We start from the raw sequence: 20,457 nt of genomic DNA, 5'->3' as shown, positions 1-20,457 counted from the left end.
AGGCGCTCGCCCCCGGCAATTCAACCGCTCCGCTTACGCGCTGGCCACTGCCCGGCGACGCCAGATCGATGCCGGCAGCACCGTCACGGCGAGGCCGATGAAGACCAGCACGCAGGCCATCCAGTCCTGGGCGGTGAGGTCTTCACCCAGGAACAGCCAGCCCGACAACAGCCCGGACACCGGCACGGCCAGCGCAAAGGGCGTGACCTGGCTGGCCGGGTAGCGGCGCAGCAGGAAGCTCCACAGGCCGAAGCCGACGGTAGTGGCGAGAAAGGCGATGTAGAGCAGCGCACCTACCCCGTTCAAGCTGATGTTCACGACGGCGTGCTCGATGGCCTCGGGGCCTTCGAAGATCCACGACAGCACCAGCAGTGGCAGCGGCGGGATCAGGCTCACCCAACTGATCAGGCGCAGCATGTCGCTGGCGCCGGAGCGCTTGGTGGCGATGTTGGAGAAGGCCCAGGCAAGTGCGGCGGCGATCACCAGCAGGAAGGCCACCAGGCTGTCGCCCATGGGACGCTCCAGGCCAATCAGCAGCAGGCCGCCGGCGGCCAGCGCCAGGCCGATCAGAGCGCGCGCGCTGGGACGCTCGCCGAGGAAGGCGGCGGCGATCAGCACGGTGAAGAACACCTGGCTCTGCAGCACCAGCGACGACAGGCCCGCCGGCATACCGATATGCATGCCGACGAACAGCAGGCCGAACTTGACCACGCCCAGCAGCATACCGATCTGCACGATGCGCCAGAACGGTGCCGGCAGCGGGCCGCGCAGGAAGATCAGTGGCAACGCCGCCAGGGCGAAGCGCAGGGCGCAGAACAGCAGAGGCGGGAAGTCATGCAGGCCGACCTTGATCACGACGAAGTTGACGCCCCAGATCAAGGTGACCAGCAAGGCGAGGAGAACGTGGCGAAGGGGCATGGCAGAGCGCTCGGGGTGGGATAAAGGAAAACTACCAGCCCACGCCTGAAATGTATGGATACAGTTGCGGCCTTACAGTTTTCCGAGATGATCTTCGTGGGATCTTTCATCCCGCCACGTGCACCGGAACGCCAGAGCTCGCGAGCAAGCCCGCTCCTACAAGGGCTCGATACGTAGTTTCGGCCAGCGCGCCGGCCAGTTCTTGGCGGCGAGGCGTGCGCGGTAGATGTCCGGCTTGCCGCGGAAGTGCTCGGTGGGCCTGACGCGCAGTTCCCAGATGTCATCGATGCCCAGCGGCGCCAGTAGTTGCAGGGACTCGTCGCTCAGCCGAACGGCCACAACGGTGCAGACTTCCGGCCAATGGATCATGGCGTCGGCGCAATCTCGGTAGGGCGAGTCGCCGTTGCGCAGATGCATCCGCGCCTGGTTACGCACGGACCAGGGTACATCCGTGCAGACGCCCAGCAGCCGACGCTCCCAGGCGTAATCCGCTTCGGGCTCCAGGCAGTCGGCAGAGAAATACAGCACATCGATATCGCTCAACGGCGTGGGTTCGCCATAGCCATGCAAGGCGTCCCACACCGCGTTGCGCACGAAGCCCGCCGCAATCCAGGCGCCCGCGGGGCCGTGATCCCGCACGACGCGCAGCAGGTGCATGCGTTCAGGTTGCCCGGCGATCAGCGCGAGAAGCTTCCTCTCGCCGGGCGGTGGCATCAGGCCTGCTCCCAAGGCGGAGGCGGTGGCTCGTCGCTCTTCTGCGGGGAATCCTGGGCAGCGCGGCCAGCTTCGCGACGTTCCTGCTCGCGCATGGCGTCGGCGATCTCCCGCAGCACGGAGTCCACATCCGCCTCGTCTTCCGGGTCGTCGAAATGCCCGGTCAACTCGGTATCCGGCAGCAACTTGCCGTCCTCGTAGAGCGCCCACATTTCCTTGGCGTAGTGCGTGTACCTGAGCTCCGGGGCGAAGCGGCCGAAGTAGGCAGCCATGTTGCCCACGTCGCGCTCCAGCATACGGAAGGCGTGGTTGTTGCCGGCGGCATCGACGGCCTGCGGCAGGTCGATGATCACCGGGCCATCCGGGCCGACCAGTACGTTGAACTCCGACAGGTCGCCGTGCACCAGGCCCGCGCAGAGCATCATGACGATCTGGCGGATGAGGAATTCGTGGAAGTCGCGGGCCAGCTCCGGCTCCATCACCACGTCGTTCAGACGCGGCGCGGCGTCACCGTCTTCGTCGGCAACCATCTCCATCAGCAGTACGCCGTCAAGGAAGTCGTAGGGCTTGGGCACCCGCACTCCGGCGTTGGCCAGGCGGAACAGCGCAGCCACCTCGGCGTTCTGCCAGGCGTCTTCCTGCTCCTTGCGACCATACTTGGTGCCCTTGGCCATGGCGCGCGCCTGGCGACTGTTGCGCACCTTGCGGCCTTCCTGGTACTCGGCGGCCTGGCGGAAGCTGCGCTTGTTCGCTTCCTTGTAGACCTTGGCGCAGCGCAGCTCTTCACCGCAGCGCACTACATAGACCGCTGCTTCCTTGCCGCTCATCAGCGGCCGCAATACTTCGTCGATCAGGCCGTCTTCGATCAACGGCTCTAGGCGTTTCGGGGTCTTCATCGGGCTTCCTGGCGTACCTCTCTGGGGCGCTGCGCTCCTTATACGGCAATCATCGACAACCGCCCAGTACGATCAGGGCTCAGGCGGCGTCAACTCGATACTTTCGGTCACGGCATCTTCCAGGCGCTGCAGTTCCAGCCCCAGCGCTTCATCACTGTCGGCGTAACGCTGGGCAATGTTGGCAAAGCCTTCGGCGACTTCCCCGAAAGCCTCCACCACGCGCGGGTCGAACTGGCTGCCGGCGCCGGCCTTGATGCGCTCGGCGGCTTCGTCCGGGGTCAGCGAGGTGCGATAGGCATGGCGGCAAGTGAATTCGTCATAGCAATCGATCAGCGAGAGCATCCGCGCGCCCAGGGGAATCTGCTCGCCAGCCAGGCCCGCCGGGAAGCCGCTGCCATCCCAGTGCTCGTGGTGGCTGTAGGCGATTTCCTTGGCGAAACGCAGGAAATCCGCCGGGGAGCCCAGCTTGCGCTCGGCCGCCGCCAGGGCATCTCGACCAACGGTGGTGTGGCTTTCGAGAATCAACCGGTCGGCCTCTTCCAACTGGCCGGGGCTGTGCAGAATACGATCAGGCACGGCGACCTTGCCGATGTCGTGCAGCTGCGCCGAGCGCACCAGCAACTCGATGTTCTCCACTGACAGCTCGGCGGCGAACTCGCTGTGCAGCGACAGCGCGCTGCCCAGCAGGCGCATGTAGTGCTCGATGCGCACCAGGTGGTTGCTGTGGGGGTTGTCGCGCAGGTCGCAGAGGGTCGCCATGGCTTCCAGGGTGGCGTCCTGGATGGCCTGCAGTTCGCGGGCGCGGCGACGCACCTCGAGTTCCAGGTACTCGCTCTTGTCGCGCAGGAAATCGGAATTGGCTTTCAGATTCAGGTGCGCGCGGATGCGCGCCAGGGTCACCGGCGGGCTGATCGGCTTGGTCAGGTAGTCCACCGCCCCCAGGTCCAGGCCCTTCTGCTCGTCGGCGGGGCTGACCATGCCGGTAAGGAAGATCACCGGGATGTCGCGGGTCAGCGGGTCGGCCTTGAGCTGGCGGCAGACTTCGTAGCCGTCCATCTCCGGCATCATGATGTCGAGCAACACCAGGTCCGGGCGCGGATCGCTCTGCATCAGGCGCAGCGCCTTCGGCCCGCTGGCGGCGACGCGCACCTGGTAGCGGTCCATCAGCAGTTCGCTCATGAGCATCAGATTGTCCGGCTGATCATCCACCACCAGGATCATCTCCTGCTCCGGCCGGTCCAGCATGCTATCCATCGCAACTCCTCGCATCGGTCAGATTCGTGACATGCCATGGGGGATCGGACCACCGCCCTGTCCGCGTGTTCCTGTCCCGCATTTCTCTATCTGCCACTTCATATACGGATATCGCGCTCCCTCGCGAGATTCACCAGACTCTCCAGGGCCCGCTCGAACTCGAAGCGCCGCACGCTCGTGGCGATGCCCTCATAGCCCTCATTGAAGACGCTGCGCAGCAGGCTTGCACGTTCGCCGAGCAACCTCCCTGCGCGCGGGTCGTCGGCGGCCAGCAGGTGCGCCAGGCGCCGGCAGACCTGTTCGACCTCGGCGTCGTTGCCGCTCTCCAGCAGCGCAGGCGCCGCCGCCGCGGCCGGCAGCATGGGCACCGGCAGCGGTTCGTGGCTGATGTTCTGCAGACTCAGGCTGGCCGAGTCGTCGACCCGCCCCATGGGCAGCCGGCACCAGAACAGGCTGCCACGGTTCGGCTCGCTCTCCACGCCGACGCTGCCGCCCATCGCCTCTGCCAGTTTCCTGCAGATCGCCAGGCCCAGGCCGGAGCCGCCGTAACGGCGGGTGATCGAGCTGTCCGCCTGCTGGAAGGATTCGAACAGGCGCTCCTGCTGCGGCTCGGAGATGCCGATGCCGGTATCGCGGAAGGCGAAGTAGAGCTGCAGGCTGTCTTCGTCCTCGTCCTCCAGGCGGACGATCAGCACCACCTCGCCCTGCTCGGTGAATTTCAGTGCGTTGTTGCCGTAGTTCATCAGGATCTGCCGCAGGCGCAGCGAATCCCCCACCACCTGGGCGGGCACCCGCGGGTCGATCTCGCAGCGCACCGCCAGGCCCTTGCTCGCGGCACGGATGTTGAACAGGTCGAACAGCTCGCCGAGCAGACGCTCCAGGTCGAAGGGGATGTGCTCGAACTCCAGCTTGCCCGCTTCCACGCGCGACAGGTCGAGGATGTCGCTGATCAGCTCCAGCAGGTACTGGCCCGAGCCCTGGATCTTGCCCAGGTAGTCCACCTGTTGCGGGTCCAGGGTGGTCTCCTGGAGCAGGTGCGCCAGGCCGATGATGATGTTCAGCGGCGTGCGGATCTCATGGCTCATGTTGGCCAGGAAGTCGCTCTTGAGCTGCGCCGCCTCTTCCGCCAGGTCGCGGGCCTCGGCCAGCGCCAGTTCGGTGGCCTTGCGCGCGGTGACGTCGCGGCTGACGCCGACCAGGCCGAGCAGCCGCCCGTGGTCGTCGTGGAAGGCACTGCGCAGGGTATCGAAGAGCACCCGCCGGCCATCCGGATAGACCACCCAGCCTTCGCTGGCATAGGGCTCGCTCTCGTTGAGCGCCTGGCGGTCGCGCTCCTGCCGGCCGGCGCCGGCCGCGCGGCTGAACATCTGCTGGTCGCTGCGCCCGACGATGTCCTCCGGCGCGCGCCCCAGGCAGTCGGCGAAGGCCTGGTTGACCCCCAGGTAGCGGCCCTGGGTGTCCTTGAACCAGATCGGGTCGGGGATCGAGTTGATCAACGCCAGCAGAGTGCTGCGCTGGCGCCGCTCCTCTGCTTCGGCGCGCGCGCGCTCGGCCACCTGGATCGACAGCCGGCGGTTCCACACCAGCACGAAGGTCAGCAGGGCCAGCACGCCCACAACCCAGGGCCAGGCGATCTGCAGCAGGTGCATCCAGTCGAAGACGTCCAGCGACGGCAACCAGCGCGCCTGGATCGCCTCCTGCTCATTGCGGGTGATGTTGTTCAGTGCGCGGTCCAGCAGCGCCACCAGCGGCTCCAGCTCCTTGCGCGTGGCGAAGCGCACCTGGCTATTGCCCAGCCCGCTATCGCCGCGCACTTCCATGTTGGACAGGCCGAGCTGCTCGATCAGGAAGGTCGAGGTGATGAGGTTGCCCACATAGGCATCGGCACGCCCGATGGAGACGGCCTTGAGCGCGCTGGGGGAATCCTCCGCCAGCACGAAGTCGATCCCCGGCACCGCCTTGGCCAGCAGCTCATGGACGGCATAGCCCTGCTCCACCGCGACCCGGCGGCCGGACAGGTCGTCCAGCGTGCGGATGGTGCTGTCGCGCCGGGCGAAGATCAGGCTGCTGGTGGTGACGTAGGGCTGGGTAAAGCTCAGGAAGCGCTGGCGCTCGTCGGTGGCCGCCATGGACGGCAGCAGGTCCACCTCGCCTGCCTTCACCGCGGCCAGCACCTCTTCCCAGGTGTTGTAGAGCACCGGCTGGACCTTCATGCCCAGGCGCTCGGAGATCAGTTGCAGGTAGTCGGCGCTGATGCCATGGAACTGGTCGAACTCGTCGATCACCTCGAACGGCGGCCAGCCGGCGCGGAACAGGCCGACACGGATCGGCTCCTGGGCCGTGACGAAGGCACGCTCCTCATCGGACAGCGCCAGGCTTGCTGCTCGGGCCTGGGCGCACAGCGCAACGAGCAGCAGAAGGCAGCACAGGCAGAATCGGCGCAAGGGCATGGAGGTCTCTCTGGGAATACCCTGCAAGCGTAGCCCGGCCGGCGACAACGAGTTTGAAAACGCGATGCGGATTGCTGCTCCGCCAGGCCCGACGGAGAATCGCCCCAACGGCCATTGCCCCGGAGACAGCCATGACGACCCCCCGACTTGACCCCGAGCGCTGCTGGCAGGCGGTCTGCGAGCGCGATGCGCGTTACGAGGGACGTTTCGTCTTCAGCGTGCGCTCCACCGGCGTCTACTGCCGGCCGAACTGCCCGGCACGCCGGCCATCACGGGAGAACGTGGCCTTCTATAGCGCCGCCGAGGCGGCCGAAGCTGCCGGTTTCCGCCCCTGCAAGCGCTGCTCGCCGCGCGGCCCGAGCCCGCGCGAGCAACTCGATGCGCTGGTTGCTGCAGCCTGCGAGCTGCTCGACAAGGCCGAGAAGCCCCCGACCCTGGACGAACTGGCCAGCCGTATCGGTCTCTCCGCCTCGCACCTGGCCCGCGCCTTCAAGGCCCGCACCGGCCTCACGCCCCGAGCCTGGGCGGAATCCCGCCGCGAGCAGCGCCTGGCTGCCGCCCTGCCGCAATCGCGCTCGGTGCTCGACGCCGCGCTGGAGGCCGGCTACTCCGGCACCCGTGCCCTGTACGAAAGCGCCACGCCACTGAGCCCGGCACAACGCCGGCAGAAAGGCGCGGGTGAACGACTGCGCTATGCCATCGCGCCCTGCCCGCTCGGGCTGGTGCTGCTGGCGGCCACCGACAAGGGCGTCTGCGCCCTGCTCTTCGCCGACAACGCCAGCGAGCTGGAACGCCAGTTGGCCGAACGCTTCGCCGCCGCCGAGCGAACCCGCGACGACACGGGGCTGGGCGACTGGCTGCGCGAGGTGATCATCCAGCTGGAAGAGCCCGAACAGGCCGCCCACCTGCCGCTGGACCTGCACGGCAGCGCCTTCCAGCTGCGCGTCTGGCGCGCCCTCACGCGCATTCCCAGCGGCGAGACGCGGCGTTACGGCGAGCTGGCCGAGGAGCTGGGCACGCATCCGCGCGCCATCGCCCGCGCCTGCGCCAGCAACAACGTCGGCCTGCTGGTGCCGTGTCATCGCGTGGTCGGCGGCACCAGCGAAGGCGGCTATCGCTGGGGCCTGCCGCGCAAGCGCGAACTGCTGCGACGCGAGGGCGGCTCAGGCGACGCCGGCGAACTCCGCCACCGAGCCGATCAGGATCAGCACCCAGAGTAGGCCGCCGAGGATCAGGAAGGGCACGTTGTAGCGGGTCAGCGAGGCGTTGCCCTGGCCCAGCGGATCGCCGCTGGCCTCGTTGGCGCGGCGCTGGATGTTCGTCAGCGGAATGAGTGGCACCAGACCGAGGATGAGGAACGGCAGGCTGTAGTGGCTGAGTTCGGGAATCCGGCTGGTGAGCTTGTCGGCGACATTGGAGAGGATCAGCAGCACCACCGCCCAGGTGGCGTCGCTGCCATAACGCCAGGCCCTGCGCTGTTCCTCCGGCAGCGCTTCGTGCACGCGTCGGGCGAGGGAATGGATATAGAAGATCATGAACAGGCTGCGCAGCGGCGGGTTGATCTTGCGCGGCATGTGCGGCTTCTGGATCGACCAGTGCTTGTACATCCAGTAGAGGTTGAACAGTCCCAGCGTCGCCACATACAGCACGACCATCTTGGTAATGGAGATGACGAAGAACCGGCTGGCCTGTTCGGCGCCAGCATGCGTCTCGACCAATGGGGCTTCGGGGGCGCGGTAGGGATTTTCCATTTCCATGGCGAACATTCCTTTGAACTGAAGGCGCCATTGTGGGCCAGGGCTGGCGCCGGGGCCAAGCTGGCGCATGCGCACAGGCTCGCATCCCGTCGCACGGCTCTCGGGGACGGCACCGGGCTGTGCTAACGTTGCCCGCCTCAGCCCCGCCTTCCCATGCCCATGTCCTTCTGGCCAATGATTACCCGCCTCGGCGACAGCTCCCTGCTGGCGCCGGCCGCCGTGCTCGTCTTCTGCTGGCTGCTGTATCGCCGCCAGACCGCAAAGGCCGGGCTTTGGCTGCTGCTGTTCGGATTCTCGACCACGCTGGTGGTGGGTTCGAAGCTGGCGTTCATGGGCTGGGGAATCGGAATTCCGAACCTGAACTTCACCGGCTTCTCCGGGCACAGCATGCTGGCTGGTGCCGTGCTGCCGACGCTGGCCGCACAGCTCTTCACCACGCGCCGCGCCGGCCTGGCCGCCGCCGCGCTGGCGGCAGTGATCGCCGTGCTGGTCGGTCTCTCGCGGCTGGCGATCAACGTTCACTCGCCCTCCGAGGTCTACGCCGGGCTGGCGTTGGGCCTGGGCACCAGCGCGGCCTTCCTCGCCGCCACCCGTGCTCAGTTGCCGGCCTTCCATCCGGCCGCCCTGCTGCTGATCCTCGCGCTGGCTCTCGGGCAGACCGTCACTGGCGTGCGCGCTCCGACGCACCAATTGCTCGAGCGCATCGCCGCGCACCTGGCCGATCGCGATCAGCCGTTCCAGCGCGGCCAATGGGGCGGTCAGCCGGACGTCTGACCCTGTTTGTCGTTCGGTTTTCCGAACGAGGAATCCGGAAAAATCCGGATATCCGAATGACGGGGGACTTTTCGATCACCGTCACTCTAAAAATAACTGTTTAAATTCAAATAGTTAAATAAAAAAGGCAGCCTTGGCACGGAGCCTGCTCTGATCCTCCTCGAACATGTGACCGGCCTGGAGTGAGCCTCGCCGGCGCAGGACTGAATAACAAACACAACCAGTCGAGGTAGTCTCCATGCGTTTCGCACCCCGTGCGTTGGGCGTCGCCATTGTCGCGGCCCTGCTCGCCACTCCCGTCGTCGCCGAAGAACTGACCGGTACCCTGAAGAAGATCAAGGACTCCGGCACCATCGTCCTCGGCCACCGTGACGCCTCCATCCCCTTCTCCTACCTCGGCAGCGATCCGCGTCAGCCGGAAGGTTATTCCCACGACCTGCAGATCAAGGTCGTCGAGGCCCTGAAGAAAGAGCTGAATGCTCCCGACCTGAAGGTTCGCTACAACCTGGTGACCTCCCAGACCCGTATCCCGCTGGTGCAGAACGGCACCGTGGACATCGAGTGCGGCTCCACCACCAACAACCTCGAGCGCCAGAAGCAGGTCGACTTCTCCGTCGGCATCTTCGAGGTCGGCACCCGCCTGCTGACCAAGACCAGCTCGGGCATCAACGACTTCCCGGATCTGAAGGGCAAGAACGTGGTGACCACCGCCGGCACCACTTCGGAGCGCCTGCTCAAGCAGATGAACGCCGATCAGAAGATGGGCATGAACATCATCTCGGCCAAGGACCACGGCGAGTCCTTCCTGATGCTCGAATCCGGCCGTGCCGTGGCCTTCATGATGGACGACGCGCTGCTCTATGGTGAAATGGCCAAGGCCAAGAAGCCGGACGACTGGCACGTGGTCGGCAAGCCGCAGTCCTACGAGATCTACGCGTGCATGGTGCGCAAGGGCGACGCGCCGTTCAAGAAGGTCGTCGACAAGGCCATCTCCGACACCTTCGCCTCGGGTGAGGTCAACAAGATCTACGACAAGTGGTTCATGCAGCCCATTCCGCCGAAGAACCTGAACCTCAACTTCCCGATGAGTGATGAGCTCAAGAAGCTGATCGCCAATCCGACCGACAAGTCTGCCGAGCAGATGTAACGGTCGCGCCGGGTGCCGCCCACAAGGCGGCACCCGGCGGGGGATCGGGAGCGCACGCCATGCGCTCCCGGCCCACCTTTCCTGATGACGATGCCGGAACACCCGCTACCCGCGGGTGGCGGGCGGCCTTGCGCCCGCGTCCGGCCCCGTGCCGTACAAAGCCACCGTGAAACGCAATCGAGGGGAAACCCGTCATGGATTACAACTGGGACTGGGGCGTGTTCTTCAAGTCCACCGGGATTGGCGACGAGCGCTACCTGGACTGGTACATCACCGGCCTGGGCTGGACCATCGCCGTCTCGCTCGCGGCCTGGGTCATCGCCCTGGCGCTCGGCTCGCTGCTGGGCGTGATGCGCACCCTGCCCAACCGCTGGTTGTCGGGCATCGCCACCGCCTACGTGGAGCTGTTCCGCAACGTGCCGCTGCTGGTGCAGTTGTTCATCTGGTACTTCCTGGTGCCGGACTACCTGCCGCAGCCGATCCAGGACTGGTTCAAGCTGGGCATCGCCCCGGAAACCTCGGCCTTCATCAGCGTCGTCGTGTGCCTGGGCCTGTTCACCGCCGCGCGGGTCTGCGAGCAGGTGCGCACCGGCATCCAGGCGCTGCCCAAGGGCCAGCTCGCCGCCGCCAGTGCCGTGGGCTTCCGCCTGCCGGCGATCTACCGCCACGTGCTGCTGCCGCAGGCCTTCCGGATCATCATTCCGCCGCTGACCTCGGAATTCCTCAACGTCTTCAAGAACTCCTCGGTGGCCTCGCTGATCGGCCTGATGGAGCTGCTGGCGCAGACCAAGCAGACCGCCGAATTCAGCGCCAACCTGTTCGAGGCCTTCACCCTCGCCACCGCGATCTACTTCACCCTGAACATGAGCCTGATGCTGATCATGCGCATGGTCGAGAAGAAGGTCGCCGTGCCGGGCCTGATCTCCGTGGGAGGTAAATGATGGACTTCAGCCAGATCGTCCCCGCCCTCCCCGGCCTCTGGGAAGGCATGCTCACCACCCTGCAGCTGATGGTGCTGGGTGTGCTGGGCGGCGTGGTGCTGGGCACCATTCTCGCGCTGATGCGGCTGTCCAACAGCAAGCTGCTGTCGAACATCGCCGGCTTCTACGTGAACTACTTCCGCTCGATCCCGCTGCTGCTGGTGATCACCTGGTTCTACTTCGCGGTTCCGTTCATCCTGCGCTGGATCACCGGCCAGGACACCCCCGTGGGCGCGTTCACCTCGTGCCTGGTGGCCTTCATGATGTTCGAGGCGGCGTACTACTGCGAGATCGTCCGCGCCGGCATCCAGGCCATTCCGAAGGGCCAGATTGGCGCGTCCTACGCACTGGGCATGACCTACGGCCAGTCCATGCGCCTGATCATCCTCCCGCAGGCGTTCCGCAAGATGACCCCGCTGCTGCTGCAGCAGAGCATCATCCTGTTCCAGGACACCTCGCTGGTGTACTCGGTGGGCCTGATGGACTTCCTCAACGCCGCCCGCTCGCGTGGCGACATCATCGGCCAGCCCCATGAGTTCCTGATCTTCGCCGGTCTCGTCTACTTCGTCATCAGCTTCGCCGCGTCCCTCTGCGTGAAGCGCCTGCAGAAAAGGTTAACCGTATGATCTCCATCGATAACGTCAGCAAGTGGTACGGCGACTTCCAGGTTCTCACCGACTGCAACACCAAGGTCGCCAAGGGTGAAGTGGTGGTGGTCTGCGGGCCGTCCGGCTCGGGCAAGTCGACCCTGATCAAGTGCGTCAATGCGCTGGAACCCTTCCAGAAGGGCGACATCACCGTCGACGGCACCTCCATCGCAAACCCCAAGACCGACCTGCCGAAACTGCGCTCCCGGGTCGGCATGGTGTTCCAGCACTTCGAGCTGTTCCCGCACCTGACCATCACCGAAAACCTCACCATCGCCCAGCGCAAGGTGCTGGGACGGAGCAAGGAAGAGGCGATGGACAAGGGCCTGGCGCTGCTCGACCGCGTCGGCCTCAAGGCCCATGCGCACAAGCACCCCGGCCAGCTCTCCGGCGGCCAGCAGCAGCGCGTGGCGATCGCCCGCGCACTGGCCATGGACCCGATCGTCATGCTGTTCGACGAACCGACCTCGGCGCTCGACCCGGAGATGGTCAACGAGGTGCTCGACGTGATGGTCCAGCTCGCCCACGAAGGCATGACCATGATGTGCGTGACCCACGAAATGGGCTTCGCCCGCAAGGTCGCCGACCGAGTGATCTTCATGGACCGCGGGCAGATCGTCGAGGACTGCCCGAAGGAAGAATTCTTCGGCGACCTGCAGAACCGCGCCGAGCGCACCCAGCAGTTCCTCGCCAAGATCCTGCCGCACTGATCCCGCTGTTGTTCTACCCGAGTGCCCTGGCTCGCCGGGGCACTCAACCTCACCGCAAGCACAAGAATAAATAAGGAAGTCCCATGCGCGTGTTCCACTTCAGCAAGCTGCCCCTGGGCGTCGCGATCCTCGCGGCGAGTTCGTCGGTCTTCGCCGTCACCCTCGACGGCGGCGCGGTTGCCGCGCCCGATCAGTACGGCGCGAAAGTCGCCGCCGAGATCCTCAGGAAGGGCGGCAACGCCGTCGACGCCGCGGTCGCCACCGCCTTCACCCTCGCAGTCACCTACCCCGAAGCCGGCAACATCGGCGGCGGTGGTTTCATGACCCTGTACGTCGACGGCAAGCCGTACTTCCTCGACTACCGCGAGATCGCGCCGAAGGCCGCGACCAAGACCATGTACCTGAACGAGAAAGGCGAGGTGATCGAGAACCTCAGCCTGGTCGGCGCCAAGGCCGCCGGCGTGCCGGGTACCGTGATGGGCCTGTGGGAAGCGCACCAGCGCTTCGGCAAGCTGAAGTGGAGCGAGCTGCTGACCCCGGCCATCGGCTACGCGCAGACCGGCTTCAAGGTCGCCGACCAGCAGTACCAGTATCGCCAGGACGCCATCGCGCTGTTCAACGGCAAGACCAATTTCGGCGACTACTTCGGCACCATGAAACCGGGCGAAGTGTTCAAGCAGCCGGAACTGGCCAAGACCCTGGAGCGCATCGCCGACAAGGGCCCGGACGATTTCTACAAGGGCGAGACAGCCAAGCTGCTCATCGCGCAGATGAAGCAGGATGGCGGCCTGATCACTTCCGACGACCTGGTCGACTACCAGGCCAAGTGGCGCGAGCCGATGCGCATCGACTGGCAGGGCAACACCCTCTACACCGCGCCGCTGCCCAGCTCCGGCGGCATCGCCCTGGCCCAGCTGATCGGCATCAAGGAACAGCGCGCCGCCGACTTCAAGGGCGTGGAGCTGAACTCCGCGAAGTACATCCACCTGCTCTCGGAGATCGAGAAGCGCGTGTTCGCCGACCGCGCCGACTACCTGGGCGACCCGGCGTTCTCCAAGGTCCCGGTGCAGCAACTCACCGATCCCAAGTACATCGCCAAGCGCGCGAAGGAAGTGAACCCGGACGCCATCTCGGCCACCGAGAAAGTCCGCCCCGGCCTCGAACCGCACCAGACCACGCACTTCTCCATCGTCGACAAGGACGGCAATGCCGTCAGCAACACCTACACCCTCAACTGGGACTTCGGCAGCGGCGTGGTGGTCAAGGGCGCCGGCTTCCTGCTCAACGACGAGATGGATGACTTCAGCTCCAAGCCGGGCGTGGCCAACGCCTTCGGCGTGGTGGGCAGCGACGCCAACGCCATCGAGCCGGGCAAGCGCATGCTCTCCTCCATGAGTCCGAGCATCGTTACCCGCGACGGCCATGTCAGCCTGGTGCTGGGCACGCCCGGCGGTTCGCGGATCTTCACCTCGATCTTCCAGGTGCTGAACAACGTCTACGACTTCCACCTGCCCCTGGAGAAGGCCGTGGCCGCGCAGCGTGTGCATCACCAACTGCTGCCGAAAGACACCATCTATTACGACGCGTACGCACCGCTCACCGGCAAGGTCGCCGATGAGCTCAAGGCCATGGGCTACACCCTGGAAGACCAGGGCTGGAACATGGGTGACATCCAGGCCATCCGTGTGAACGGCAAGGCCCTGGAAACCGCCTCCGATCCGCGCGGCCGCGGCGTCGGGATGGTGGTCAAACCCTAAGCCCCGGCAGGCGCACCGTGTGGTACCCGAGCCAGTCCATCGCCGCCCCCCGGCGTTGGGCTGGCTCGGCCCCGGCGACTGTGCTGCAATGCGCTTCCAGCCCATTGCCGCCGCCGCTCACCGTGAAGCCACGCCTCGTGCGCAACTACCTGCTGCCCTTCCTGCTGCTCCTGCTCACCCTGGGCTTCGGCTACGGCGGCTACCTGATCAGCGAAGGCGCCGGCACCCGCAGCCTGATCGAGTCCGGCGAGCGCCAGCTGGAACTGCACGCCCGTGGCGTGGAGAGCGAGATCAGCCGCTACACCTACCTGCCCAGCCTGCTGGAACTCGAAGGCAGCGTCAGCCGCCTGCTGGTGGACCCGACACCGCTGCACCGCGACCGCGTCAACCATTACCTGGAAGGCCTCAACCGCCGCGCCGGCAGCCGAGCCGTGTACCTGCTGGACACCTCCGGCCGCGTGCTGGCCACCAGCAACTGGCAGGACGCCGACAGCTACCTGGGGGAGGACCTGTCCTTCCGCGCCTATTTCCAGGAAGCCGTACAGGGCCGCCCCGGTCGTTTCTACGGCATTGGCAGCACCACCGGCGAGCCCGGCTACTACCTCGCCCACGGCCTGGTACATGGCGGCAGGATCGTCGGCGTGGCGGTGGTCAAGGTGAAGATGGAATCCCTGGAAGAGCGCTGGGAGAAGGCTCGACTGCAGGCCTTCGTCAGCGACGAGAACGGCATCATCATCCTTTCCAGCGACCCGGCCCTGCGCCTGAAGGCCGTGCGCCCGCTCAGCGATGCGGACAAGGAACGCCTGGCCCGCAGCCTGCAGTACTACTGGTGGGCGCTCAATGAATGGCAGCCGCTGGCGCGCCGACCGCTGGGCGAAGGCGTCGAGGAAATCAGCTTCGCGCCGGGCGAGCACGCCGACAGCCACAAGCCGCTCAGCTACCTGATGCAGACGCGCCAGCTCAGCGACACGCCGTGGAACTTCACCCTGCTCACCCCGCTGGCCGACCTGCGCCGCGAGGCGATGATCCACGGCATGCTCGCCGCCGCCGGCTTCGCCCTGTTCGCCTTCCTGCTGATTGCCTGGAACGAGCGGCGCAAGGTCATCGCCACCCGCCTCGCCGCCCGCGAAGCGCTGGAGCAGGCCAACAATGCGCTGGAGCGCCGCATCGCCGAGCGTACCGCCGACCTGCGCGCCAGCAACCAGCACCTGCGCGAACAGATCCGCGAGCGCCGCCAGGCCGAGGACACCTTGCGCAAGGCCCAGGACCGCCTCGTACAGGCCGGCAAGCTGGCGGTGATCGGGCAGATGTCCACCAGCATCGCCCATGAACTCAACCAGCCGCTGGCAGCACTGCGCACCCTGTCGAGCAACAGCGTGCGCTTCCTCGAACGCGGCAAGCTGGACGTCGCCAGCAGCAACCTCGAAGCCATCGCCGAGATGGTCGACCGCATGGGCCGCATCACCGCCAGCCTGCGCGCCTTCGCCCGGCGCGCCGACGACCACGGCCAGGCGACCTTGAGCAAGGCGGTGGACGCCGCCGTGATGGTGCTGCAGGGGCGGCTTTCCGAAGTGCCGGTAACCCTGCACCGCGATTACCCCGATGCGCACCTGGCCATCGACCAGACGCGCCTGGAACAGATACTGGTCAACCTGATCGCCAACGCCCTCGACGCCATGAGCGGCCAGAGCGACCGCCAGCTCTGGCTGGAAGGGCGTATCGAAGGTGACAACCACTACCGCCTCGTGGTGCGCGACAACGGTCCCGGCATTCCGCCGGACGCCCGCGTGCACCTGTTCGAGCCCTTCTTCACCACCAAGCCCGGCGAACTCGGCCTGGGCCTGGGCCTGACCCTTTCCGCCAGCCTCGCCACCGCCGCAGGCGGTTCCCTGGGCGTGGCCTACCCGGAAACCGGCGGCACCGCGTTCGAGCTGCACCTGCCGCTGCTGCCCGCCCTGGAGACACCCGCATGAGCGATCCATCCCTGCGCGTCCTGATCGTCGAGGACGACCCGCACGTACGGCTCGGCTGCCAGCAGGCGCTGGCCCTGGAAGACATCGAGACCGACAGCGTGGGCAGCGCCGAGGAAGCGCTGAAGAAAGTCGGCACCGACTTCCCCGGCATCGTCGTCAGCGACATTCGTATGCCCGGCATGGATGGTCTGCAGCTGCTGGAGAAGCTCAAGGAGCGCGACCCCAGCCTGCCGGTGGTGCTGATCACCGGCCACGGCGACATCGCCATGGCGGTCAAGGCCATGCGCGACGGCGCCTACGACTTCATGGAAAAGCCCTTCTCCCCCGAGAAGCTGGTGGACACCGCGCGCCGCGCGCTGGCCCAGCGCGCCCTGACCCGCGAAGTCAGCCAACTGCGCCGCCAGCTCGCCGGCAAGCAGGCCCTGGAAAGCCGGCTGATCGGCCGCTCGCCGGCCATGCAGGCGCTGCGCGAGCTGATCGCCAACGTCGCCGACACCTCCGCCAACGTGCTCATCGAAGGCGAGACCGGCACCGGCAAGGAACTGGTTGCACGCTGCCTGCACGACTCCAGCCGGCGCCAGCCCAAACCCTTTGTCGCGCTCAACTGCGGCGGCCTGCCGGAAAGCCTGATCGACAGCGAAATCTTCGGCCACGAGGCCCACGCCTTCACCGGCGCCGGCAAGCGGCGGATCGGCAAGATCGAGCACGCCGACGGCGGCAGCCTGTTCCTCGACGAGATCGAGAGCATGCCGCTGAACCTGCAGATCAAGCTGCTGCGCGTGCTGCAGGAACAGCAGCTGGAACGCCTGGGCTCCAACGAACTGATCCGCGTGGATTGCCGGGTGATCGCCGCGACCAAGTCCGACCTCGCCGCCATGGGCCGTGAAGGCACTTTCCGCAGCGACCTCTACTACCGCCTCAACGTCATCACCCTGAACCTGCCGCCGTTGCGCGAACGCCGCGAAGACATCCTGATGCTCTTCGAGCACTTCCTGCAGCAGTCCTCGCTGCGCTTCGACCGCCCCGCGCCGGCCATCGACAACGCAACCGCCGCCACCCTGATGGCCCACGACTGGCCGGGCAACGTGCGCGAACTGCGCAACGTCGCCGAACGCTTCGCCCTTGGCCTGCCGGTGCTGGCCGGAGGCAACCTCGGCCCGGACGCCAGCGAGCCGCGCTTCGCCGAAGCCGTGGAAGCCTTCGAGAAGAGCCTGCTGTCCACCGCCCTGGAACGCCACGCCGGCAACCTCAGCCAGGCGGCGCATGCATTGGGGATGGCCAAGACCACGCTGTTCGACAAGGTGAAGAAGTACGGCCTCAAGGGCGAGTGATACGGCGCGCGCACCACAATCCCACACCGGTTCCCGTTGTGCTTCATCGCACACGCGAGCCGGTACCCAAGCGACGCGCAGGCCACTAGTATTGTGGCCTCGCAGCAGTCCATCGGTCGCTTGCAGTCCGCCATGAAAATTCAGCCGCTTCCTCCGCTCAATAGCCTGCTCGCCTTCGAGGCGGCCGCGCGCCATCTGAGCTTCACCCTTGCCGCCAAGGAGCTGAACGTCACCCAGGGAGCGATCAGCCGGCAGGTGCGTTTGCTGGAGGACTACCTGGGCAAGACGCTGTTCCAGCGGACCACCCGCACCATCAACCTGACCCCGGCCGGCGTCCAATATTACGAGACGGTTCGCGACTGCCTGCAGCATCTGGCCCGCGCCACCGGCGAGGTTCGCCAATGGCGCGGCGACCAGCAGGTGACGGTGGCCACCAGCACCGCGATGGCGTCGCTCTGGTTGCTGCCACGGGTGGCGGAGTTCCAGAGCCTGCACGAGGACATCGACCTGCGCATCATCGCCCATGACCACGTGAAGGACTTTTCGCGGCTGGAGAGCGACCTGGCGTTGTACTACTGCAGCACGCCGCCCAAGGGCATGGACGTGACGCCGTTGTTCTCCGAGGAAATCTTCCTGGTCTGCAGCCCGGCCTACCTGGCGAAGCATCCGCAGCTGGCCTCGCTCGACGGACTTTCTTCCTGCACCTGGCTGTGGCTGGAGGACTCGCAACGCGACTGGATCGGCTGGCCCGAATGGTTCGCTCGGGTGGGCCACCCGCCCTTGATCCCGAAGCATCGGATCAACATCAACAGCTACAGCATGCTGATTCAGTCGGCCGTCGCCGGGCAGGGCGTGGCGCTGGCCTGGAACAATCTGGTCGATGCCCCGCTGGCCAGTGGCGCGCTGGTCAGACCTAACGACACGATGTTGCAGACCGACGCGAAGTTCTGCCTGCTCGAAGCCGTGGATGGACGCGGACCACGGCACAGTGTGCGGCTGTTCCGCGACTGGTTGATGACCCAGTTGTCCGTGGCGGATTAAACCCTGAAACGACCGAAGCCGACCGCTTGTGACGGTCGGCTTCGGTGCTGTCAGGTGGCGCGATGGCCAATGCCAGCGGACGTCACACGGCGGGCACCAGCCCCCTGGCCATCCCGCCCAGTACCGGCTCGCGACTCGGCGAGGCACCCTGCTGGGAATACTCCTGGGCGGGCGCACGGTCGTCCCGGGGTGACCGGGGCGCACCGTCGAGCGACTCCTGGCGCAGGCTGCGGATCAGGGTGTAGCTCATCGCGGTCATCAGGAGTGCGATCGGCAGGCCGACGACGATGCTCGCCATCTGGATCGCCTTGAGTCCGCCCGCCAGCAGCAGCCCCGCGGCCACCGCCCCTTCCAGGATGCACCAGAGCAGCCTGATCCAGTTGGGCGGGGTGATGCTGCCCATGGCGTTCAAGGTGCACAGCACCTGGGTGCCGGCATCCGCCGTGGTGACGAAGTGCACCGCCAGCAGCAGGCAGACCAGCACGCAAAGCAGGGCGCCGACGGTCGGCCCCTTCAGCGAACCGAGCAGGGTGAAGGTGGCCGCCGTGGTTTCCTTCTGGGTCGCTTGCAGCACGCTGCCGCCTTCGAATTTCACCGGCTCGCGGACTTGCTCGGCACTGGCGACCGGCGGCTGGAACTGCTGGCGCGCGGTCAGTTCGCTCTTCAACGCCGCGCCGCCGAACACCGACATCCACAGGATGGTCACCATGGTAGGCACCACCAACGCACCGATCACCAGCTCACGAATGGTGCGGCCCTTGGAAATGCGCGCGATGAACAGGCCCACGAACGGTCCCCAGGTCATCCACCAGGGCCAGTAGAACGCCGTCCACCAGTTCTGCCAGCCGCTGTCCTTCTGGGTATCCATCCACAGGCTCAGGCCGACCAGGTTCTGCAGGTAGTCCCCGGTGGACTCGAACATCAGGTTGAGGATGTAGCGGGTCGGCCCGATGGCCAGCACGATCAGCATCAGCGCGAACGACAGGTACATGTTGAGGGTCGAGAGTCGCTTCATGCCCCTGGAGAGGCCGGCGAGCAGCGACACGCAGGCGATGATGGTCACCGCCAGGATGATGGCGAGCTGGAAGCCGACACTGATGGGCAGCCCGAAGACCTGATGCAGCCCGGTATTGATCTGTGCGACACCCAGGCCCAGGGATTGCGAGACACCAAAGGCGGTGATGGCCACGCCGAGGATGTCCACCACATGGCCGATCCAGCCGTAGATGCGTTCGCCGATCAACGGGTAGAGCAGCGAGCGTAGCGCCAGCGGCAAGCCTTTGCGGTAGGCGAAATAGGCCAGGCACAGGCCGATCAGGCTGAAGATCGCCCAGGGATGCAGACCCCAGTGATAGAGGGTGATCCGCATGGCCACGGTCGCCGCCTCGTCGCTCAGGCCCGCCGAGAAGGGATTGCCGGCGTAATGCAGCATCGGCTCGGCCACCGACCAGAAGATCAGGCCGATGCCCATGCCGGCGCTGAACAGCATGGCGATCCAGGCGGCGAAGCTGAATTCGGGCTGATCGTGCTCCGCCCCCAGTTTCAGCGCGCCGAAGCGGCTGATGCTGACGTAGAGCAGCAGGCACAACGCACCGCTCACCAGCGCCAGGTAGTACCACTTGAAGTTGTCGAGGATGAAGGTAGAGGCTGATTCGAACGTCTTCGCCGCCTGTTCGTTCTGGATCGCGCAGAACAGCACGAACAGGATCACGGTGGCTATCGACGTCAGGGTGACACTCGGATTGAGGCCTTTGAGCAGGCCCGACTCTGCACGCATGGTTATCCCCTATTATTTTTGTTCAAGGGTTGAGGATCTTGCGGCGGGTTCGCGGCTCAGGTATCCGCTCCTGGCAGCCATTACGGCACGCCTGCCACAAGATGATCGCCAGCCTGTCGCGGCCGGAGAACGTGGCCACACCATGGTGGAGGCAGGTCGTTCAGACAACTCATTTATCCTCATCGACTCATTACCTGAACGCATCAATCAATAACACCGGAGCCTTTCCCTGGTCCCTATTTTCCGGAGCCTATTCCTTCGCCATTCAGCGAAACATTAATGATAAAAACTAATAAATAGAGGCGAAAAAATCGTTTGTCCGCCGCGTCAT

The 20,457-nt window shown here is 65.9% G+C and carries 16 protein-coding genes and 1 pseudogene; 10 read left to right on the top strand and 7 right to left on the bottom strand.

Annotation, left to right across the window (positions count from 1 at the left end):
• Positions 1-20: 20 nt before the first annotated feature.
• From A9513_RS08665 to A9513_RS08645, 5 genes and pseudogenes are all read right to left on the bottom strand, one after another.
• A pseudogene (locus tag A9513_RS08665) lies at positions 21-918 on the bottom strand (EamA family transporter).
• Between the two features lie 156 nt (positions 919-1,074).
• Entirely contained in the window at positions 1,075-1,632 is a 558-nt protein-coding gene (locus A9513_RS08660) for a nucleotidyltransferase family protein (protein WP_024763038.1), read from the bottom strand.
• Positions 1,632-2,528 carry a PA4780 family RIO1-like protein kinase gene (locus A9513_RS08655; RefSeq protein ID WP_024763037.1) on the bottom strand — a complete coding sequence of 299 codons (897 nt, stop codon included), beginning with the start codon at positions 2,526-2,528 and terminating at the stop codon, positions 1,632-1,634. The genes A9513_RS08660 and A9513_RS08655 overlap by 1 nt, the downstream gene beginning before the upstream one ends.
• A gap of 72 nt (positions 2,529-2,600) precedes the next feature.
• Positions 2,601-3,782, bottom strand: a complete 1,182-nt coding sequence (locus A9513_RS08650; protein WP_024763036.1) for a two-component system response regulator — start codon at positions 3,780-3,782, stop codon at positions 2,601-2,603.
• Between the two features lie 98 nt (positions 3,783-3,880).
• Positions 3,881-6,232 carry a transporter substrate-binding domain-containing protein gene (locus A9513_RS08645; protein WP_065084487.1) on the bottom strand — a complete coding sequence of 784 codons (2,352 nt, stop codon included), beginning with the start codon at positions 6,230-6,232 and terminating at the stop codon, positions 3,881-3,883.
• Between the two features lie 131 nt (positions 6,233-6,363).
• Between A9513_RS08645 and ada the strand changes: the two genes are divergently transcribed.
• Positions 6,364-7,452, top strand: a complete 1,089-nt coding sequence (gene ada, locus A9513_RS08640) for a bifunctional DNA-binding transcriptional regulator/O6-methylguanine-DNA methyltransferase Ada (protein ID WP_065084486.1) — start codon at positions 6,364-6,366, stop codon at positions 7,450-7,452.
• Here the strand turns inward: ada and A9513_RS08635 are convergent.
• Complete coding sequence (locus A9513_RS08635; RefSeq protein WP_169888649.1) at positions 7,396-7,989, bottom strand: hypothetical protein; 594 nt, start codon at positions 7,987-7,989, stop codon at positions 7,396-7,398. The genes ada and A9513_RS08635 overlap by 57 nt on opposite strands.
• Before the next feature lie 174 nt (positions 7,990-8,163).
• Between A9513_RS08635 and A9513_RS08630 the strand changes: the two genes are divergently transcribed.
• The 9 genes from A9513_RS08630 (at position 8,164) to A9513_RS08590 (ending at position 18,349) form a co-directional block, all read left to right on the top strand.
• Positions 8,164-8,763: a phosphatase PAP2 family protein gene (locus tag A9513_RS08630; protein WP_243779560.1), complete on the top strand. Its 600-nt coding sequence runs from the start codon at positions 8,164-8,166 to the stop codon at positions 8,761-8,763.
• Positions 8,764-9,001: 238 nt separating this feature from the next.
• Entirely contained in the window at positions 9,002-9,910 is a 909-nt protein-coding gene (locus A9513_RS08625) for a glutamate/aspartate ABC transporter substrate-binding protein (RefSeq protein ID WP_065084484.1), read from the top strand.
• 194 nt (positions 9,911-10,104) lie between these two features.
• Entirely contained in the window at positions 10,105-10,851 is a 747-nt protein-coding gene (locus A9513_RS08620) for an amino acid ABC transporter permease (protein ID WP_017521678.1), read from the top strand.
• Positions 10,848-11,516 carry an amino acid ABC transporter permease gene (locus A9513_RS08615; protein ID WP_024763030.1) on the top strand — a complete coding sequence of 223 codons (669 nt, stop codon included), beginning with the start codon at positions 10,848-10,850 and terminating at the stop codon, positions 11,514-11,516. Before A9513_RS08620 ends, A9513_RS08615 begins: the two co-directional genes overlap by 4 nt.
• A complete protein-coding gene (locus A9513_RS08610) occupies positions 11,513-12,247 on the top strand; it encodes an amino acid ABC transporter ATP-binding protein (protein WP_037013779.1) in 735 nt (244 codons plus the stop codon). The genes A9513_RS08615 and A9513_RS08610 overlap by 4 nt, the downstream gene beginning before the upstream one ends.
• Before the next feature lie 83 nt (positions 12,248-12,330).
• Positions 12,331-14,004: a gamma-glutamyltransferase gene (gene ggt, locus A9513_RS08605; RefSeq protein WP_065084483.1), complete on the top strand. Its 1,674-nt coding sequence runs from the start codon at positions 12,331-12,333 to the stop codon at positions 14,002-14,004.
• A gap of 80 nt (positions 14,005-14,084) precedes the next feature.
• The gene (locus A9513_RS08600; protein WP_141678356.1) at positions 14,085-15,977 is read left to right on the top strand and encodes an ATP-binding protein; all 1,893 of its coding nucleotides are present in this window, start codon (positions 14,085-14,087) and stop codon (positions 15,975-15,977) included.
• Positions 15,974-17,308 (top strand): sigma-54 dependent transcriptional regulator, encoded by a 1,335-nt coding sequence (locus A9513_RS08595; RefSeq protein ID WP_065084482.1) that lies wholly within the window; start codon positions 15,974-15,976, stop codon positions 17,306-17,308. The genes A9513_RS08600 and A9513_RS08595 overlap by 4 nt, the downstream gene beginning before the upstream one ends.
• A gap of 132 nt (positions 17,309-17,440) precedes the next feature.
• Positions 17,441-18,349, top strand: a complete 909-nt coding sequence (locus tag A9513_RS08590; RefSeq protein ID WP_065084493.1) for a LysR substrate-binding domain-containing protein — start codon at positions 17,441-17,443, stop codon at positions 18,347-18,349.
• A gap of 82 nt (positions 18,350-18,431) precedes the next feature.
• On the opposite strand, the gene A9513_RS08585 is transcribed toward A9513_RS08590, so the two are convergent.
• A complete protein-coding gene (locus tag A9513_RS08585; RefSeq protein ID WP_024763024.1) occupies positions 18,432-20,126 on the bottom strand; it encodes a BCCT family transporter in 1,695 nt (564 codons plus the stop codon).
• Between the last annotated feature and the right edge of the window lie 331 nt (positions 20,127-20,457).

The organism is Pseudomonas sp. AU12215 (genome assembly GCF_001675465.2).
In the GTDB taxonomy this organism is placed as follows: Bacteria; Pseudomonadota; Gammaproteobacteria; order Pseudomonadales; family Pseudomonadaceae; genus Pseudomonas; species Pseudomonas nitroreducens.
Note: the sequence above shows the minus strand (reverse complement) of the source record. Positions and strands in the feature narration are given on the sequence as shown.

Excerpts from the sequence above, each read along its gene's own strand:
- A9513_RS08660 (WP_024763038.1), bottom strand. The coding sequence starts at position 1,632 with ATGCCACCGCCCGGCGAGAGGAAGCTTCTCGCGCTGATCGCCGGGCAA.
- A9513_RS08655 (WP_024763037.1), bottom strand. The coding sequence starts at position 2,528 with ATGAAGACCCCGAAACGCCTAGAGCCGTTGATCGAAGACGGCCTGATC.
- A9513_RS08650 (WP_024763036.1), bottom strand. The coding sequence starts at position 3,782 with ATGGATAGCATGCTGGACCGGCCGGAGCAGGAGATGATCCTGGTGGTG.
- A9513_RS08645 (WP_065084487.1), bottom strand. The coding sequence starts at position 6,232 with ATGCCCTTGCGCCGATTCTGCCTGTGCTGCCTTCTGCTGCTCGTTGCG.
- ada (WP_065084486.1), top strand. The coding sequence starts at position 6,364 with ATGACGACCCCCCGACTTGACCCCGAGCGCTGCTGGCAGGCGGTCTGC.
- A9513_RS08635 (WP_169888649.1), bottom strand. The coding sequence starts at position 7,989 with ATGGAAATGGAAAATCCCTACCGCGCCCCCGAAGCCCCATTGGTCGAG.
- A9513_RS08630 (WP_243779560.1), top strand. The coding sequence starts at position 8,164 with ATGATTACCCGCCTCGGCGACAGCTCCCTGCTGGCGCCGGCCGCCGTG.
- A9513_RS08625 (WP_065084484.1), top strand. The coding sequence starts at position 9,002 with ATGCGTTTCGCACCCCGTGCGTTGGGCGTCGCCATTGTCGCGGCCCTG.
- A9513_RS08620 (WP_017521678.1), top strand. The coding sequence starts at position 10,105 with ATGGATTACAACTGGGACTGGGGCGTGTTCTTCAAGTCCACCGGGATT.
- A9513_RS08615 (WP_024763030.1), top strand. The coding sequence starts at position 10,848 with ATGATGGACTTCAGCCAGATCGTCCCCGCCCTCCCCGGCCTCTGGGAA.
- A9513_RS08610 (WP_037013779.1), top strand. The coding sequence starts at position 11,513 with ATGATCTCCATCGATAACGTCAGCAAGTGGTACGGCGACTTCCAGGTT.
- ggt (WP_065084483.1), top strand. The coding sequence starts at position 12,331 with ATGCGCGTGTTCCACTTCAGCAAGCTGCCCCTGGGCGTCGCGATCCTC.
- A9513_RS08595 (WP_065084482.1), top strand. The coding sequence starts at position 15,974 with ATGAGCGATCCATCCCTGCGCGTCCTGATCGTCGAGGACGACCCGCAC.
- A9513_RS08590 (WP_065084493.1), top strand. The coding sequence starts at position 17,441 with ATGAAAATTCAGCCGCTTCCTCCGCTCAATAGCCTGCTCGCCTTCGAG.
- A9513_RS08585 (WP_024763024.1), bottom strand. The coding sequence starts at position 20,126 with ATGCGTGCAGAGTCGGGCCTGCTCAAAGGCCTCAATCCGAGTGTCACC.